Source organism: Pseudomonas sp. V98_8 (assembly GCF_029967975.1).
Taxonomy (GTDB): Bacteria; Pseudomonadota; Gammaproteobacteria; order Pseudomonadales; family Pseudomonadaceae; genus Aquipseudomonas; species Aquipseudomonas umsongensis.
Map to the genome: position 1 here is coordinate 31,604 of NZ_JASCAE010000047.1, position 18,654 is coordinate 50,257.

11 protein-coding genes are annotated in these 18,654 nt (G+C 61.8%); 7 read left to right on the forward strand and 4 right to left on the reverse strand.

Features of this window, described 5'->3' with window-relative positions:
- Positions 1-30 precede the first annotated feature (30 nt).
- The gene (locus tag QLG10_RS15275; RefSeq protein WP_177411656.1) at positions 31-192 is read right to left on the reverse strand and encodes a hypothetical protein; all 162 of its coding nucleotides are present in this window, start codon (positions 190-192) and stop codon (positions 31-33) included.
- 12 nt (positions 193-204) lie between these two features.
- Positions 205-6,567, reverse strand: coding sequence for a retention module-containing protein (locus QLG10_RS15280; RefSeq protein ID WP_282487641.1), 6,363 nt, complete (start codon positions 6,565-6,567; stop codon positions 205-207).
- A gap of 591 nt (positions 6,568-7,158) precedes the next feature.
- On the opposite strand from QLG10_RS15280, the gene QLG10_RS15285 reads away from it, so the two are divergent.
- The 3 genes from QLG10_RS15285 to QLG10_RS15295 all read left to right on the forward strand — a co-directional run bounded on the left by QLG10_RS15285 (position 7,159) and on the right by QLG10_RS15295 (position 12,185).
- Positions 7,159-8,517 (forward strand): TolC family outer membrane protein, encoded by a 1,359-nt coding sequence (locus QLG10_RS15285; protein WP_110752651.1) that lies wholly within the window; start codon positions 7,159-7,161, stop codon positions 8,515-8,517.
- A 134-nt stretch (positions 8,518-8,651) separates the two neighbouring features.
- Positions 8,652-10,811, forward strand: a complete 2,160-nt coding sequence (locus QLG10_RS15290) for a type I secretion system permease/ATPase (protein ID WP_282487642.1) — start codon at positions 8,652-8,654, stop codon at positions 10,809-10,811.
- A 9-nt stretch (positions 10,812-10,820) separates the two neighbouring features.
- Positions 10,821-12,185, forward strand: coding sequence for an HlyD family type I secretion periplasmic adaptor subunit (locus QLG10_RS15295; RefSeq protein WP_110752647.1), 1,365 nt, complete (start codon positions 10,821-10,823; stop codon positions 12,183-12,185).
- 115 nt (positions 12,186-12,300) lie between these two features.
- Here QLG10_RS15295 and QLG10_RS15300 read toward each other — a convergent pair whose 3' ends face one another.
- On the reverse strand, positions 12,301-12,894 hold the full coding sequence (locus tag QLG10_RS15300; RefSeq protein ID WP_282487643.1) for a DTW domain-containing protein: 594 nt from the start codon (positions 12,892-12,894) through the stop codon (positions 12,301-12,303).
- 5 nt (positions 12,895-12,899) lie between these two features.
- On the reverse strand, positions 12,900-13,793 hold the full coding sequence (locus QLG10_RS15305; protein WP_007984914.1) for a LysR family transcriptional regulator: 894 nt from the start codon (positions 13,791-13,793) through the stop codon (positions 12,900-12,902).
- A 335-nt stretch (positions 13,794-14,128) separates the two neighbouring features.
- Here QLG10_RS15305 and speB point away from each other — a divergent pair, with 335 nt between their 5' ends.
- The 4 genes from speB (at position 14,129) to QLG10_RS15325 (ending at position 18,621) form a co-directional block, all read left to right on the forward strand.
- The gene (gene speB, locus QLG10_RS15310) at positions 14,129-15,079 is read left to right on the forward strand and encodes an agmatinase (RefSeq protein WP_008060136.1); all 951 of its coding nucleotides are present in this window, start codon (positions 14,129-14,131) and stop codon (positions 15,077-15,079) included.
- Positions 15,080-15,088: 9 nt separating this feature from the next.
- Complete coding sequence (locus QLG10_RS15315) at positions 15,089-15,511, forward strand: nuclear transport factor 2 family protein (RefSeq protein ID WP_110752641.1); 423 nt, start codon at positions 15,089-15,091, stop codon at positions 15,509-15,511.
- Positions 15,512-15,566: 55 nt separating this feature from the next.
- Positions 15,567-17,078 carry a cytosine permease gene (locus QLG10_RS15320; protein WP_248677067.1) on the forward strand — a complete coding sequence of 504 codons (1,512 nt, stop codon included), beginning with the start codon at positions 15,567-15,569 and terminating at the stop codon, positions 17,076-17,078.
- A gap of 163 nt (positions 17,079-17,241) precedes the next feature.
- On the forward strand, positions 17,242-18,621 hold the full coding sequence (locus QLG10_RS15325; RefSeq protein WP_020795400.1) for a sodium:solute symporter: 1,380 nt from the start codon (positions 17,242-17,244) through the stop codon (positions 18,619-18,621).
- The last annotated feature ends 33 nt before the right edge of the window (positions 18,622-18,654 follow it).

Sequence of the window (18,654 nt, forward strand, 5' to 3'; positions counted from 1 at the left end):
GTTCGCACACAGAAAAAACCGCAGCCCCTTTCACAGGGACTGTGGTTTTTTGGGCTTATCCCCTGTAGGAGCGAGCATGCTCGCGATGATCTCAAGTGCACCGCGTGCATCCAGGATCCCCGCGTCATCGTTGACGTCCATCGCGAGCTTGCTCGCTCCTACAGGGATATCGGCGTTCAACCAGTTTTTCATTGCGGTTTCAGGTCACACGGTATCCACCTTCAACGAGTGGTCATTGAGCATACCGTTGATGATGGTGGCCGTGTCCGCGCCGCCGATGACCCCGCCCGCCCCCGGCGTCACCCCATAGTGACTGGCCAGGTTGACACCCGCCAGGTCGATGGTCTGGTTCGGCGCCGCACCAGCCATGGCACTGACGTCGATGCTGGTCACCAGTGAAGCGCCGCTGCCGCTGACGGTAAAATGCAGGTAGTCATCCAGTGAGGCGGCGGTACTGTTCTCCCCTTGCAGCAATTGCGACAGGTCCAGCTTGTCGGCCCCCGGCGTAAAGTCGGTGATGACGTCGTGGCCGCTGTTGCCGTTGAGCCACTGGAAGGTGTCGGCACCACTGCCGCCGGTCAGGGTGTTGTTGCCCAACCCGCCGATCAGGAAGTCGTCACCACCCTCGCCGTTGAGCACGTCGTTGCCCAGGCCGCCGGTGATGATATTGCTGTTGTGGTCTCCCGTAAGTGCGTCATTGAAATTGGAGCCGGTCAGGTTTTCGATGGCGGTCAAGGTGTCAGTGCCGGCACCGAAGGTGTCCTGTGCGCCAGTCTCGCCGAGATTGACCGTGACGCCGGCAGTGGCGTGGGCATAACTGGCGGTGTCGATGCCCGTACCACCATCGAGCAGATCGTTGCCCGGGCCGCTGTAGAGCAAGTCATTGCCGTCACCGGCATGGATGATGGCGTCGCCATTGCCGGCTACCAGCGTGTCATCCCCCGCTGTCCCGGTGAGGGTGTGGCCATCCTGGTAGCTGATGTCGCTGCCGCCATGGTTATCGCTGGCGCTGTAGGTGTCATGGTTGTCCGGTGCCATGTCGTGGGCCCCGGAGTAATCGACGGTCAGCTTCAACTGGTAGTTTTCAGCATCGCTAGCACTTGGGTCCAGACCATCAGGGAGGCTGGTGACGTGGATGTGATAGGTCGCATCCGTCGTCGCCGTGATGGTCTGGCCGTCAGCGACGGCGACGTAGGCGCCATCGTTGATCGAGTACTCCATGCTGACGTGGCCGGCGGCGAGGTTGTGATCCAGGTTGAGGGTTTCCCCCTGTTTGAGATTAACGGTGATCAGGTCATGGTCGTGGTTGCCGTTGACTGACCCCAGCGCTCCGCTGACCACCAGCACTGCGGTCATGGCTGCCGTATTGGCGACGAACGCACTGCGGGCAATGGCGGCATTGCTGCCGGTCAGGCTGTAGATCTGTTGGGTCCCGGTAAAGTCCGCGCCTTTGGCTATCAGGTCCTGACCGTCCTGGTTCAGGGTTTTGGCGTAGACGGTCACGTCGCTGTCGCAGGACGGCACGAGGCTGCTGTTGTGCACGTCGATGGTCACGGTGGTGGTGCTTTCGTCACCGTCGCCATCGCGCAGGGTATAGGTGAACACATCGCTCGCGCCCGGGCCGCTGACCGAGTTCGGGTAGCTGTGGTACAGCGCATTGCCCGCGGCATCCAGCGTCAGGTAGCCGTAGGTGCCGTTGATCTGGCTGTTCAGGCCGCCATGTACCGGGGTCGACGTGTCGTCGCCGGCACGCACACCGACCACGTCGCCGGCACGCACACCGACCACGCCGCCGCCGGCGAACTGACCATCGGCGCCTACGTGGTCGTTCCACAACACATTGCCGCCGATGTAGCCGCCCTCTCCCACCGAGGTGGCATCGGCGATAGCGGTCGGTACGTCATCGACTATGTTGACCACGATGGTGCTGGTGGCGATGTTGCCCAGGGCGTCGGTGGCCTGGTAGGTAAAACTTTCGTGCAGGGTGTTGGCGCCGTCGTTGGCCGCCGGTGTGGTGCTGGCCGGGCCGGCCAAGGTGTAGGTGTAGCTGCCGTCGGGGTGCAGCAGCAGTTGGCCGTAGGTGCCGATGGCGTTGCTGACCAGGCTGTAGGTGATGGCGCCGCTGCCGCCATGGACCGCACCGACCAGGGTGCCACTGGCGGTTTCGCCGGTGTCGCACGGCTGGTCCAGGGCTTTTTCGTACACGGTGACGTCCTGATCGCTGGCCGCCACCAGGCAGCTGTTGTGCACGTCGATGGTCACGGTGGTGGTGCTTTCGTCACCATCGCCATCGCGCAGGGTGTAGGTGAACACGTCACTCGCACCCGGGCCGCTGACCGAGTTGGGGTAGCTGTGGTACAGCGCATTACCCGCTGCGTCCAAAGTCAGGTAGCCGTAGGTGCCGTTGATCTGGCTGTTCAGACCGCCATGTACCGGGGTCGACGTGTCGTCGCCGGCACGTACGCCGACCACGCCGCCGCCGGCGAACTGGCCATCGGCGCCTACGTGGTCGTTCCACAACACATTGCCGCCGATGTAGCCGCCCTCTCCCACCGAGGTGGCATCGGCGATAGCGGTCGGCACGTCATCGACAATGTTGACCACGATGGTGCTGGTGGCGATGTTGCCCAAGGCGTCGGTGGCCTGGTAGGTAAAACTTTCGTGCAGGGTGTTGGCGCCATCGTTGGCCGCCGGTGTGGTGCTGGCCGGTGAGGTCAGGGTGTAGGTGTAGCTGCCGTCGGGGTGCAGCAGCAGTTGGCCGTAAGTGCCGATCGCATTGCTGACCAGGCTGTAGGTGATGGCGCCGCTGCCGCCATGGACCGCACCGACCAGGGTGCCACTGGCGGTTTCGCCGGTGTCGCACGGCTGGTCCAGGGCTTTTTCGTACACGGTGACGTCCTGATCGCTGGCTGCGACCAGGCAACTGTTGTGCACGTCGATGATGATGGTGGTGGTGCTTTCGTCACCGTCACCGTCACGCAAGGTGTAGGTGAACACGTCACTCGCACCCGGGCCGCTGACCGAGTTGGGGTAGCTGTGGTACAGCGCATTACCCGCTGCGTCCAAAGTCAGGTAGCCGTAGGTGCCGTTGATCTGGCTGTTCAGGCCCCCGTGTACCGGGGTCGAGGTGTCCGCGCCTGCACGCACGCCGACCACGCCGCCGCCGGCGAACTGGCCGTCGGCCCCCGCGTTGTCGTTCCACAGCACATTGCCGCCGATGTAGCCGCCCTCTCCCACCGAGGTGTGGTCGATGATAGCGGTGGGCACGTCATCGACGATGTTGATCACGATGGTGCTGGTGGCGACATTGCCCTGGGCATCTGTGGCCTGGTAGGTGAAGCTTTCGTGCAGGGTGTTGCCGCCGTCGTCGGCCTGCGGCATGGTGCTGGCCGGCGAGGTCAGGGTGTAGGTGTAGCTGCCGTCGGGGTGCAGCAACAGCTGGCCGTAGGTACCGATGGCATTGCTGAGCAGGCTGTAGGTGATGGCACCGCTGCCGCCGTGAACCGCGCCGACCAGGGTGCCGCTGGCGGTTTCGACCGGGCTGCTCGGCTGGCTGCCATTCACGTTGCCGGGGGCCAGGTCCTGGCCGTCCTGGTGCAGGTCCAGGGCTTTTTCGTAGACGGTCACGTCGTGGTCGCTGGTCGCCACAAAGCAATTGTTGTGTACGTCGATGGTGATGGTGGCGGTACTTTCGTCACCGTCACCGTCGCGCAGGGTATAGGTGAACACGTCACTCGCGCCCGGGCCACTCACCGAATTCGGGTAGCTGTGGTAAAGCGCGTTGCCCGCGGCATCCAGCGTCAGGTAACCGTAGGTGCCGTTGATCTGGGTGTTCAGGCCACCATGCACCGGGGTCGAGGTGTCGTCGCCGGCACGCACGCCGACCACGCCGCCGCCGGCGAACTGGCCATCGGCACCCGCGTTGTCATTCCACAGCACATTACCGCCGATGTAGCCGCCTTCTCCCACCGAGGCTATATCGGGAGTAGCGGTCGGCACGTCATCGACGATATTGATCACGATGGTGCTGGTCGCGACATTGCCCTGGCTGTCGGTGACCTGGTAGGTGAAGCTCTCGTGCAGGGTATTGGCACCGTCGTTGACCTGCGGCATGGTGCTGGCCGGTGAGGTCAGGGTGTAGGTGTAACTGCCGTCGGAGTGCAGCTGCAGTTGGCCGTAGGTGCCGATGGCGTTGCTGAGCAGGCTGTAGGTGATGGCGCCACTGGCGCCATGGACCGAGCCGACCAGGGTGCCGCTGGCGGTTTCACCGGCGCTATTCGGCTGGCTGCCATTCACGCTGCCGGGGGCCAGGTCCTGGCCGTCCTGGTGCAGGTCCAGGGCTTTTTCGTACACGGTGACGTCATGATCGCTGGCCGCGACCAGGCAGCTGTTGTGCACGTCGATGGTCACGGTGGTGGTGCTTTCGTCACCGTCGGCGTCGCGCAGGGTGTAGGTGAACACGTCGCTCGCACCCGGGCCGCTGACCGAGTTCGGGTAGCTGTGGTACACGGCGTTGCCCGCGGCATCCAGCGTCAGGTAGCCGTAGGTGCCGTTGATCTGGCTGTTCAGGCCGCCATGCACCGGGGTCGAGGTGTCATTGCCCGCACGCACGCCGACCACGCCGCCGCCGGAGCCATCGGCACCGCCGACGTCGTTCGACAGTACGTTGCCGGTGACGGTGCCGCCCTCGACCACCGAGGTCGCATCGGGGTTGGCGGTCGGCAGGTCGTCGACGATCTTGACGTTGATTTCCCCACGCGCCTCGCTGCCGTCGGCATCGATGGCGATGACTTCGAAGTTCTCGGTGATGCTGTTGGCACCGTCGGCGTTGGGGTGGGTGTCGGTGTAGTTCAGGGTGTAGCTGTAGCTCACCACGCCGGTGGCCGGGTCAAAGCCGGTGACGGTCAGGGTGCTGCCCAACCCGGTAGTGCCGGAGATCGGCAACGGCTGCACCACGCCACCGCTGATGATCGAGACACCGGAAATGCTCAGGCTCTGCAGGCCGTCCGGGGCGTTGACGGTGAAGGTCCCGTGCTGGGTCAGCGCCGGGGCATCGGGGTCGCTGCCGTACATGAGGTTTTTTTCGTAGACGGTCAGTTCGCCGCCTGCGACGTCCAGGCCGCCGAGGGTCACCCCGTCATCGTTGTTGTGCACGTTCAGCACCAGCTGGGCGGCGCTGCTGTCGCCGTCGGCATCGGTCAGGATGTAGGTGAAGGTTTCGGTGCCATTGCCGCCCGCGTGCAAGGCCTTGAAGTCGGCATCGCCGGGATTGAGGGTGTAGGTGTAGGTGCCATTGGCGTTGAGCACCAGGGTGCCGTAGGTGCCGACGAACGTGCCGGGGGTGATTGGGCCGCTGTTGGGTCCGCTCGCTACCCGGTCGGCACCTTGCACGTCATTGCCCAGGACGCTGCCTTCGAGGCTGAGCCGGGTTTCCGAGGCGGTGTCGGGGTTGTTGTCATCCTTCGCCTTGGGCATGTCGTCGACGATGGTGACGTCCAGGGAACCGGTGGCGGTGTCGCCATTGCTGTCACCGGCAATCACGGTGAAGTGTTCGCTGAGTTGAGTGCCGTCTCCGCTCGAATGGTTTTCGTTGTCGTTGAGGGTGTAGCTGTAACTCACGACGCCTGTGGTTGGGTTGTACCCGGTGATGGTCAGGGTGCTGCCCAGCGGCGTGGTGATCGACTGCGGAAAACCGTTGGCTACGCCAGCGCTGATCACGGCGATGCCACCGATGCTCAGGCTGGTCAGCCCGTCAGGCGCCGTGACGGTGAAGGTGCCGTTCTGGGTCAGTGCGGCGGGATTGCTGGCGGAACCGTCGGGCAGGTTGGCTTCGTTGACGGTCAGTTCACCACCCTCCACTGACAGACCATCGAGACTGACCGGATGGTTCACCGGTGGCGTGATGACCGGGGGCAAGACTTCAGGTGGCGTGACGACAGGTGGCGTGACATCCGGTGGTATGACGGCTGGCGGCGTGACGTCCGACGGTGGGGCTTCGGGCAGTGTGACCACCGGCGGCCTGATCAGCGGCGCAGGCTCAGCGTTGTCGGGGTTGTTATCGCCGTCGTGCCGCGCAAGCGGGAACTCTGGAATGCCATTGAACCCGGCGGTGGGGAAGCCAATGGTCGGTTCGACCCTCCCCCCGACTTCCTCGAGCATGACGAAACTGTGGCCCCCACCCTGTGCTCCATCGGCAGGTTCGGTCGAACCCGGACCGGCCGCGGTCGCTTCGGCGGTCTGGGTTGGGTCGTCGCCTGCGGCGATGGCTTTTTGCAATTGCTCGACATCGGTCAACTGTGCCTGGCTCGGGGTCGTCGCTTCATCCGTCACCACATGGGGCGACGACTGCGCCAGCAACTGGGCGGTCATTTGCAGGCTACTGCCGCGACCCAGCGTCAGTTCCTGGCCATTTTGCAGATGCACCGCCACCGCGCCTTCGGCCCCGGTCACCAGCTGATCGCCGGCAAACAACCGGTCCCCTTCGATCAACACTCGACGGGTGCCGTCACCCGCCACCGCGAAGACCTGACCGATAACCTTGCTGACGATACCGATGAGCGTAGCCATGTGCATTCCCTCCGCTGCCAACGCTTTGTCGGCACCTGTCTGAATGCGGAGATGCACATGGGCTCAAGCGGGATTAGCGGATAGATCGTCTGCCAGTCAATACGGACTACCTGAAGTAACCGTTGCCCTGGCGTCGATCTCGTCCAGCGTTTTGCTCGCGGCCGGTGTCCATGACCCGGATAAGACCTTTGCAATCAATGGCATTGGGCTACCTGTCGAGAACAACGTCATCCGCCAGCTTTGCGTAACAGTCCTGAACCACCCAAGTGACAAAAAACCGTCACCTCAGTCTGCGCCGCATCCCTCCCCTCCAGCACTTCTCCGCTCTTTGTCGATAAGTGGATTTGAACTTTTTTGAAATCCTGATGTGCGCCACAAAGCGCATAAATCAAGGCTTTCACAGTGAACAATGTGCTGGATTTTGCAGAGTACATAAGTTTTTTTTGGCATAAGTGTTATGAGAAATACTTCTTAGCTCTTCCTGAAAATGTTCTTAGCTCTTGTGTTACAAGCTTGAAACGGTTTTGCCTATAAATGTCGTCAAATAATTGGCGACTGATAAAGCACCATTAGGATTCAGGGAGATGCACGATGCGCCTTTTAAGCCCCCTCTACAGCGCAGTTTTGCTGGCAATTGCCTGCAGCTCCCAAGCGCATGCAATGTCACTGACGGAAGCGATCCAGAGCACTATCGCCACCCACCCGGAGCTTGCATCGCGGGTGGACAGCCGTCTGTCGGCTGATGAAGATGTGAAGGTCGCCAAGGGGGGCTTTTATCCATCGGTGGACCTGAATGCCGCATACGGGCGCGGGTACAGCGACAACACCAACACCCGGGCTCTGGGTAATCACCACACCGAGATCCTCAATTACACCCAATCAGAACTGCGCCTTCGTCAGATGCTCTTCGATGGGTTCAACACCGCCAACGAAGTCGAGCGGACCAAGGGCGTGGTCAACTCCCGGGCGTACTACGCCCAAGGCACCGCCCAGGACCTGGCCCTGCGCACCGCCGAGGTTTACCTCGAAGTGCTCAAGCGCCGTGAACTGGTGACCCTGGCCAGGAACAACCTGCAAGCGCACCTTCGAGTCAACGACCAGATCGGCATGCGCACCCAGCGGGGGATCGGCAGCAACGCCGACGCCGACCAATCCACTGCCCGTCGGGCACTGGCGGAAAACAACCTCGACACCGCCGAAGTCGATTTGGCCGATGCCGAGTCGAACTTCGCCGCCGTCGTCGGGCGCCTGCCCGATGAACTGGAAGCCCCGCCGTCGATCCGCGGTGAGGTGCCAGCCTCCCTGCCAGATGCCCAGCAAAGCATGGTGGAGAACAACCCCTACCTGAAATCCGCCCAGGCCGACGTGCAATCAGCCGAGAGCCAGTACGAAGTCGCCAAGTCGCCGTTCTACCCGCGCTTCGACGCCGAAGCCGCGGTGGGCGCGAACAACAACATCGCGGGCGAAGAAGGCCATGACAACGAGTGGCGGGTCGGGGTGGTGATGAACTACAACCTGTTCCGCGGCGGCAGTGACAAGGCGCGCCTGCAGTCCGATGCCCACAAGATCAATCAGGCGATGGACATTCGCAACAACGCCCTGCGCCAGCTCAACGAAAACATCCACCTGGCCTGGAACGCGATGGTCAACGCCAAGAAGCAAACCCCGACCGCCCGCGAATATGCCGAAACCAGCCGACGCGTACGCGTGGCGTATCAGGATCAGTTCGGCCTCGGCCAACGGACCCTGCTCGACCTGCTGGACAGCGAAAACGAGCTTTACAACGCCAATCGCCGCTACACCGAAGTACGCTACATCGAGGAGTTTTCGATGTACCGGGTGCTGGCGAACATGGGTCAGTTGCTGAGCAAGCAACGCGTGGTGCTGCCCGCCGATGCAATCGCCCAGGCCGAAGTGAAAAGCGAAGCTCGCCTGCCTGAACTCAAATAACCCCCTGTAGGAGCTGCCGCGGGCTGCGATCTTTTGATCTTTTCCTTCTTGAAATCAAAGTCAAAAGATCGCAGCCTGCGGCAGCTCCTACGGGCTGATGTGCAGGTATCTATGCAATTACCGGAGCGATCAATGTGACCAGCATGGAAACCGCCAACACCGGTGTCGATCCACGCCTGAGCTTCGATGACCCGCTTCTTGACGGTCTGTTGATCCTCTGCAAACTCCACGGCGCGACGGTCAGTCGCGCCAGCCTGAGTGCCGGGCTGCCTATGGCACACCAACGCCTGAGCCTGGACCTGCTGCCCCGCGCAGCGGCCCGGGCCGGATTGCAGGCGCGCCTGTTGCGCCGCGACCTCAAAGACATCTCTGCACTTAACCTGCCAGTGCTGCTGTTGCTCAACAACGGTCGTACCACCGTGCTGCGCCGCTTTGGCGAGGATGGCCGGGTCCTGGTTTTGCCCAGCGAAGCCGATGGCGGCGAACAATGGACCACGACGCAAGAGCTTGCCGGGCATTACAGTGGCCAGGCGCTGTTCGCCCGGCCACGGCATGAACTCGAAGACCTTCGTTCACCGCTGGTGCCACGGGTAGAGGCGTGGTTTCGCGACACCCTGAAGCTGTCGAAATGGTTGTACAGCGATGCGATCCTGGCGAGCTTCCTGATCAACCTGCTGGGGCTGATGGTGCCGCTGTTCGTGATGCAGACCTACGACCGCGTGGTGCCGAACCAGGCCACCTCGACGCTGTGGGTGTTGTCCATCGGCCTGCTGATCGGCACCGGATTCGAACTGGTGCTACGGGTGGTGCGCGCGCATCTACTGGACACCGCCGGCAAGAAGACCGACGTGATTCTCTCGGCGACCCTGTTCGAACGCATCACGGGCATGGCGATGAAAGCCAAGCCAGCGACCATTGGTGGTTTTGCCCAGAGCATTCACGATTTCCAGGGTCTGCGCGAGTTCCTCACCGCCGTCACCCTCACCAGCCTGATCGACCTGCCCTTCGCACTGCTGATGCTGGTGGTGATCGGCCTGCTGGGTGGCTGGCTGGTGGTGATTCCACTGCTGGCGTTTCCGATCACGATCATTTTCGCCATGATCATTCAGGCGCGCTTGCGTGACACCGTGCAGCGAAGCCTGGCCCTGGGCGCCGAACGCCAAGCCCTGTTGATCGAAACCCTGGGCGGCCTGGAAACCCTCAAGGCCTGCAGCGCCGAAAGCGAACGCCAGCACAAATGGGAAAGCACCCACGGCGCCCTCACCCGCCTCGACAGCCACGCGCGCAACCTCTCGGCGCTGGCCACCAATGGCACGCTGTTCATCCAACAGTTTTCCGGCATGGCCACCATCGTCGCCGGGGTCTACAGCATCATCGCCGGCAACCTCAGCGTCGGTGCGTTGGTAGCGACCTACATGCTCGGCAGTCGCGTCCTGGCGCCGCTGGGGCAAATCGCCGGCCTGATCACCCGCTACCAGCAAGCGCAACTGACCATGAAAAGCACCGACGCGCTGATGTCCCTGCCCCAGGAGCGCGATGCCAAACAACGGCCGTTGGAGCGCACGCAACTGCAAGGCGCCCTGGATGTGGTCGGCGTGACCTTCCACTACAACGGCCAGAACGCCCCGGCGCTGGCCAATGTCAGTTTCAGCGTGAAACCCGGCGAACGGATTGGCATCATCGGTCGCAGCGGCTCCGGCAAAAGCACCCTGGCGCGCCTGGTGATGGGATTCTACGAACCGGCGCAAGGCCAATTGCTGCTCGATGGCCTGGACCTGCGCCAACTGGACGTCGCCGACCTGCGCCATCAGATCGGTTACGTCGCCCATGACCTGCCTTTGCTGGCCGGCAGCCTGCGTGACAACCTGACCCTGGGCGCGCGCTACATCAGTGACGCACGAATGCTCGAAGTGGCCGAACTGACCGGCGTCACCGAACTCGCCCGGCAACATCCGCAAGGCTTCGACCGCCCGGTCGGCGAGCGTGGGCAGTTGCTGTCCGGTGGTCAACGCCAGGCAGTATTGCTGGCCCGCGCTTTATTGCTCGACCCACCGATCATGCTGCTCGACGAGCCCACCAGTGCCATGGACAACAGCAGCGAAGACGCCTTGCGGCAAAAACTCCACGCCTGGGTCCAGGGCAAGACCCTGCTGCTGGTGACCCATCGCACCTCGATGCTCAGCCTGGTCGATCGCTTGGTGGTACTGGACAACGGGAGGATCGTCGCCGACGGCCCGAAAGAAGCGGTCATCGATGCATTGCGCAAGGGCCGAGTCGGCTCTGCGGCCGTCTAGGAGTCGCCTATGTCTGCTTCATCGAATGCTTCGAAAGCACGTGGCTACTTTGACAGCTTCGGCAAAAGTGCCGAAGCCGAGTACATGCCGGAAACGGCTGGCGCCGCTCTGCAGGACTCCCCACGCTGGTCGCGGATCACCGTGTGGCTCGCCGCCGCATTGCTGATCAGCGCCTTGGTCTGGGCCAAGTTCGCGGTACTGCAGGAAGTCACCATGGGCGAAGGCAAGGCGATTCCGTCGAGCAAGGTCCAGGTGATCCAGAACCTTGAGGGCGGCATCGTCACCGAGATCTTCGTGCGTGAAGGGCAAATGGTGAACAAGGGCGATACCCTGCTACGCCTGGATGACACGCGCTACCTGTCGAACAAGGGCGAAAGCGAGGTCGATCGTTACGCGCTGACCGCTCAGGTCGAACGCCTGTCGGCGGAAGCCGAAGGACGGCCATTCAAGCTGTCGGAAGAGGTGATCGCCAAGGCGCCGCAAGTCGCCGAAGACGAACGCTCGCTGTACGAACAGCGCCAACGCCGACTGGCCAGCGAACAGCGCACCCTGACCGAACAACTGCGGCAAAAAACCCAGGAACTGGCGGAGTTTCGTTCCAAAGCCGGGCAGTACGGCTCCAGCCTGGCGTTGGTCAACCAGGAGATGGCGATGTCCGAGCCCCTGGTCAAGACCGGCGCCGTGTCGCCGGTGGAGATCCTGCGACTCAAGCGCAGCGCGGTGGAAATCCGCGGCTCACTGAACGCCACTACCCTGGCCATTCCCCGGGCGGAATCGGCCATTGCCGAGATCCGCAGCAAGATCGACGAGTCCGAACAGTCGTTCCGCTCGGATGCAGCGAAAGAGCTCAATGAAAAACGTACCGACCTGTCGAAAATCACGGCCTCGAGCATTGCCATCGACGACCGAGTGACCCGCACTACCGTGGCCTCGCCGGTCAAGGGCATTATCAAGCTGTTGAAGGTCAACACCATCGGCGGTGTGGTCCAGCCGGGCAGTGACATGGTGGAAATCGTACCGCTGGAAGACAACCTGCTGATCGAGGCCAAGGTTCGGCCACAGGACGTGGCGTTCCTGCATCCGGGCCAGAAAGCCATGGTCAAGTTCAGTGCCTACGACTACACGATCTACGGTGGCCTGAGTGCCAAGCTGGAATTGATCGGCGCCGACACCATCACCGACGACAAGGGCAACAGCTTTTACCTGATCCAGGTGCGCACCGATAAAAACCACCTTGGCGGGGACGCGAAACCCTTGCTGATCATTCCGGGGATGGTGGCGACGGTGGATATCATTACCGGGGAAAAGACGGTGCTGGACTACCTGCTTAAACCAGTACTGAAAGCACGGACCGAGGCGATGCGCGAGCGCTAACCACCGATCGTTCCCACGCTCTGCGTGGTAATGCAGCCCGGGACGCTCCGCGTCCCATTTACAAGCGTGACGCAGAGCGTCACAGGATGAATTCCCACGCAGAGCGTGGGAACTATCAGTGAGTGTGATTGCGTAGGAAAGTCTCCTCCCCCATCGCCTCAATCTGCCCCTCGATCAGTGCTTCAAACGGCTTGAGCAACGGCGCAAACGAGGTCGGCGCCTCTAGAGCTTCCAGCGCCTGCACAATCGCCTCCACTGTCGACAACGCGCCGGGCCCTGGCGCCTTGCGCAGTCGATAGCGGGACACGCCACCCTCGGCCAGGGTTACCCTGGGCAGCGCCGCCAGCAACGGGTTCAAGTGCAACATCTTGCGCGCCTTGCGCCAGGTTCCGTCCGGGACCACCAGCAACAGCGGCTTGTCGGATGCGGTATACGCCTGCATCGGTTGCGCCTCCTCGCCAGGAAACAACAACCGCGCCTGATAGCCCGGCTGACTTAATAACCTTGGCAAATCCTCGAACACCTCACCGACGATCAGCTCGGCGTTCTTCAACCCCAATGCCGCCAACCGCGCGGTGTTCAGCGCATGGTTCACTTCGCCCGGGTGTTGCAACAGCAACACCCGGGTGCGGCTGTCGAGGCTGGGGATCAGCGGACACAGGCAATGGCTCTGAGGACGCAGGCAGCGGGGGCATTGAATTCTCGGCATCTTCTTCACGCCTGGTTGAGTTGTGCTTTGAGCAAATCGCGAAAGGTCTGGATCAACGGCTCGCGACTACGCCCCCGGCGTACGATCATCGAGAACGGAGCCTGATAACCGAAGGTCGCCGGCAACAACACACGCAGGTCGCCCTTGTCGGCCCACGCCTGGGCATAGTGTTCCGGCAAGTAACCGATGTAGGCGCCGGACAGCACCAGGATCAGCTGCGCCTCCATACTCTCCACGGTCGCGGCGCTGTGCTTGAAGCCGTGACGGGCCAGTTCGGCCTGACTCCAGTAGCCTCGGCCGACCATGCGTTGCTGGGTGATGACTTGCTCGGGAATGCGCCGTTCATTGAACAACGGGTGCCGCGTGCTGCAATACAACCAGTGCTGCTCTCGGTACAGGGGCATGTACACCAGACCGCTCATGCGCGTGGAAAACGCGCCGATGGCCAGGTCGAGGCGGTTGTCCTGCACACCCAGTTGCAGTTCATAGGGGCTCATCACCGACAGGTGCAAGTGCACCGCCGGGTGCTCCTGGCTGTAGGCGCCAATGGCTTCGGCGAACGGCAAGGCCTTGTCGCTGACCGTGGAGTCGATCACTCCCAGGTTCAGCGTACCGCGCAATTCGCCTTTGAGCGCGGCGGCATATTGCTCGAAACCTTCGAGTTCGCCCAATAGACGCAAGGTTTCCTGATGAAACAGCTCACCCTTGCTGGTCAGGCTGAACCCGCCACGGCCGCGATGGCACAACACCAGCCCCAGGGCGGATTCGAGCTGGCTCATGTAGGTGCTGATGGCCGATGTCGAAAGGTTGAGCTCTTGCTGGGCGTTGGCGAAGCCCTGATGGCGGACCACGCTGACGAAAATGCGCAAAAGTTTCAGGTCGGGTAAAGCGTTGGCCATGGGGGCTCCGATTACAAAATAGCGCGTGATGCTCATGGCGATGGAGATCAACTGTGGGAGCGGGCTTGCTCGCGAAGGCGGTGTATCAGGCAACATTGATATCGACTGACACGACGCCTTCGCGAGCAAGCCCGCTCCCACATGGGTTGCGGCGTTCAACCTGTGAAGTCTATCTCTCCCACTTCCATTAGTTTAGAAAAATCTGAACTAAGTATTTGCCCGTAGCGATTCTTCCCGGCCACTACATTTCGCAGAATCGCTGCCACAAGGTTCGCCCGTGCCCTCCGTGAACGGCGAAACCCAATAAATAAAACAACGACGATGAGGCCCTACCTGTGGACAAGATTCTTCACCAACCACTGGGCGGCAACGAAATGCCGCGCTTCGGCGGCATCGCCACCATGATGCGACTCCCCCACGTACCGACCGCTGCAGGTCTGGACGCCGCTTTTGTCGGCGTGCCGCTGGACATCGGTACTTCCCTGCGCCCTGGCACCCGCTTCGGGCCTCGCGAAATTCGCGCTGAATCGGTCATGATTCGCCCGTACAACATGGCCACTGGCGCTGCGCCTTTCGATTCGCTGTCGGTTGCCGATATCGGCGACGTGGCGATCAACACCTTCAACCTGCTGGATGCCGTACGGATCATCGAAGAATCCTACGACAACATCCTCGAACACGATGTGATCCCCCTGACGCTGGGAGGCGACCACACCATCACCCTGCCGATCCTGCGTGCCATCCATAAAAAGCACGGCAAGGTCGGCCTGGTGCACATCGACGCCCACGCCGATGTGAACGATCACATGTTCGGCGAGAAAATCGCCCACGGCACCACGTTCCGTCGCGCCGTCGAAGAAGGCCTGATCGACCCGGACCGTGTGGTCCAGATCGGCCTGCGCGCTCAGGGCTACACCGCTGACGATTTCAACTGGAGCCGCAACCAGGGCTTCCGCGTGGTTCAGGCCGAAGAGTGCTGGCACAAATCCCTGGCACCATTGATGGCCGAAGTGCGCGAGAAAGTCGGCGGCGGTCCGGTGTACCTGAGCTTCGACATCGACGGTATCGACCCGGCCTGGGCACCTGGCACCGGCACCCCGGAAATCGGTGGCCTGACGACCATTCAGGCAATCGAGATCGTTCGTGGCTGCCAAGGCCTGGACCTGGTCGGTTGCGATCTGGTAGAAGTCTCGCCCGCTTACGACACCACCGGTAACACCTCGCTGCTGGCCGCCAACCTGCTGTACGAAATGCTCTGCGTACTGCCTGGCGTGGTCCATCGCTGAGGATCGGTCATGAATGAACGCGATCAGGTCTTGAAAGCGGCTGCCGATCTGGTGTCCGCCTTCGCCCGCAACGATCGCGAAGCCTACTTCGGCGCTTTCAGCGCCGATGCCAGCTTCGTCTTCTACACCCTCGAACAGCCCCTGCTGTCGCGCGATGCCTACCAGGGATTGTGGGACAGCTGGCGCGCCGAGGACGGCTTCGAGGTGCTCTCGTGCACCTCGAGCAACGCTTTCGTCAGCCTGCAGGGTGATGTGGCGATTTTCATCCATGACGTGGCCACCGAGCTGCGCATGCAAGGGGAGCAGCACTTTAGCCAGGAGCGCGAGACGATTGTTTTCAGGAAACAAGCGTCTGGCCAAGAACAACAAGGCCTATGGCTGGCCTGCCACGAACATTTGTCCGCGATGCCGGAAGGGCTGCCATCCCCTTAGCCAACACAGGTGACGCTCACGCACGATGAGCGCGCCTTTATGATCGGAGCAGATCATGAATAACAACAACAACGACCAAAGCCTTACGCAAATTGAAACCCACGGGGTCGAACAGATCCCGGACAACGAACGCACCGCAGGCCCGACGGATTTGTTCCGGATGATCTTCGGGGGTTCCAACACCTTTGCCACCGCCGTACTTGGCAGCTTCCCGGTGCTGTTTGGCCTGTCCTTTCAGGCGGGCGTGCTGGCGATTGTGCTGGGCGTGTTGCTGGGTTCGCTGATCCTCGCGCCGATGGGCCTGTTCGGCCCGATCAACGGGACCAACAACGCCGTGTCTTCCGGTGCGCACTTCGGCGTGCACGGGCGGATCGTCGGTTCGTTCCTGTCGCTGTTGACCGCCATCGCGTTCTTCTCGCTGTCGGTGTGGAGTTCGGGTGATGCACTGATCGGTGGCGCCAAACGCCTGATCGGCCTGCCGGAAACCGACCTGACCCTGGGCCTGGCCTACGGTCTGTTCGCGATCCTGGTGCTGACCGTTTGCATCTATGGTTTCCGTTTCCTGCTGTGGGTCAACAAGATCGCCGTGTGGAGTGCCAGCCTGCTGTTCCTGCTGGGCGTCTTCGCTTTCGCCGGTCCCTTCGATGTGAACTACGCCGGCACCGTGAACATGGGACAACCGGGTTTCTGGGCGGCGTTTATCGGCGCCGCGCTGGTGGCCATGAGCAACCCGATCTCCTTCGGGGCGTTCCTGGGCGACTGGTCGCGCTACATTCCGCGTGATACCTCCAAGCGCCGGATCATGGCAGCGGTAGTGATGTCGCAGATCGCGACCTTCATCCCGTTCCTGTTCGGCCTGACCACCGCCACCATCGTAGCGATCAAGGCACCGGACTATATCGCGGCCAACAACTATGTCGGCGGCTTGCTGGCGGTATCGCCGAGCTGGTTCTTCCTGCCTGTCTGCCTGATTGCGGTGATCGGCGGCATGTCCACGGGTACGACTTCGCTGTACGGCACTGGCCTGGACATGTCCAGCGTGTTCCCCCGGGTACTGTCGCGGGTCAAGGCCACGCTGCTGATCGGTGTGATGTCGATTGCCTTCATCTTCATCGGTCGCTTCGCGGCGAACCTGGTGCAGAGCGTCTCGACCTTCGCCGTGCTGATCATCACCTGCACCACCCCGTGGATGGTGATCATGATCATCGGCCTGCTGGTGCGTCGCGGCTTCTACTGCCCGGATGACCTGCAAGTGTTTACCCGTGGCGAGAAAGGTGGCCGCTACTGGTTCACCCACGGCTGGAACTGGCGTGGCCTGGGTGCCTGGATCCCGAGCGCGGCTGTCGGCCTGTGCTTCGTGAACCTGCCGGGGCAATTCGTCGGACCGCTGGGCGAAATGGCTGGCGGCATCGATATCAGCCTGCCGGTCACCCTGGGCCTGGCCTCGCTGGTGTACCTGGCGCTGCTGAGCCTGTTCCCGGAATCGAGCGCGGTGTTCGGACCCAATGATTCACGCAGCAAGAGCACAAGCATTACGACAAAACCTGATCTGCGTCAGCCGGCCTGACGCAGATCCACCTGTGGGAGCGGGCTTGCTCGCGAAGACGGCGGCACATTCAACCCTGATGTGACTGACAGACCGCTTTCGCGAGCAGGCTCGCTCCCACAGAAAGCAGCCCCACAGAAACGCTTTTGTTTCACATAAAAAAGACAATCGGAGACACGCCACAATGGCTTTGGATTTATTCGTCGTACTCATCTACGCCGCCGCGATGCTGATACTCGGCTATTACGGCATGCGCAAGGCCAAGACCCACGAAGACTACCTGGTTGCCGGTCGTAACCTCGGCCCGAGCCTGTACATGGGCACCATGGCCGCCACCGTCCTCGGCGGCGCGTCCACAGTTGGCACCGTGCGTTTGGGCTACGTACATGGCATCTCTGGCTTCTGGCTCTGCGCTGCACTGGGTTGCGGGATCATCGCGCTGAACCTGTTCCTTGCCAAACCTTTGCTGAAACTCAAAGTGTTCACCGTCACCCAAGTGCTGGAGAAACGCTATAACCCAATGGCCCGTACCGCCAGCGCGACCATCATGCTGGCCTATGCCCTGATGATCGGCGTGACTTCGATCCTGGCCATCGGCACGGTGCTGCAGGTGTTGTTCGACCTGCCATTCTGGATATCCGTGCTGCTGGGTGGTGGCATCGTCGTGATCTACTCGACCATTGGCGGCATGTGGTCGCTGACCCTGACCGACATCGTACAGTTCGGCATCCAGACCGTCGGCTTGATGTTCCTGCTGCTGCCGATCTGCCTGTACCGTGTCGGTGGCTGGGATCAACTGGTCGCGCAACTGCCGGCCGCCAGCTTCAGCTTCACCAGCATTGGCTGGGACACCATCATCACTTATTTCATGATCTACTTCTTCGGCATCCTGATCGGCCAGGACATCTGGCAACGGGTGTTCACCGCTCGCAGCGAAAAAGTAGCGAAGTATGCCGGCACTTCGGCCGGTATCTACTGCGTCATCTACGGTCTGGTGTGCGCACTGATCGGTATGGCCGCACACGTTTTGATCCCGGACCTGGATAATGTCAACAACGCCTTTGCCGCTATCGTCAAAGTCTCGCTGCCGGACGGCATCCGTGGCCTGGTGATCGCCGCAGCCCTGGCAGCCATGATGTCCACCGCCAGCGCCGGCCTGCTTGCCGCATCCACCACCCTGACCGAAGACCTGCTGCCGAAACTGCGTGGTGGCAAACAGTCGAACGTCACCATCAACCGCCTGTTCACCCTGTTGACCGGAATTGTAGTGCTGGGTATCGCCCTGGTCGTGAATGACGTCATCAGCGCCCTGACCCTGGCCTATAACCTGCTGGTAGGCGGCATGCTGATCCCACTAATGGGGGCAATTTTCTGGAAGCGCGCCACCACGGCAGGGGCAATCACCGCCATGGCACTAGGGTTTATCACCGCCCTGGTCTTCATGTTCAAGGACGGAATGGATGCCAACACGCCAATCTACTACAGCCTCGGTGTCAGCCTGGTGAGCTTCGTGGTGGTCAGCCTGTTGTCCCCTCGCCCGGCGATGCAGGCAAGCGCCGCCTAAGCTGACATATAACGACTTGATGCTTTCTTCGAC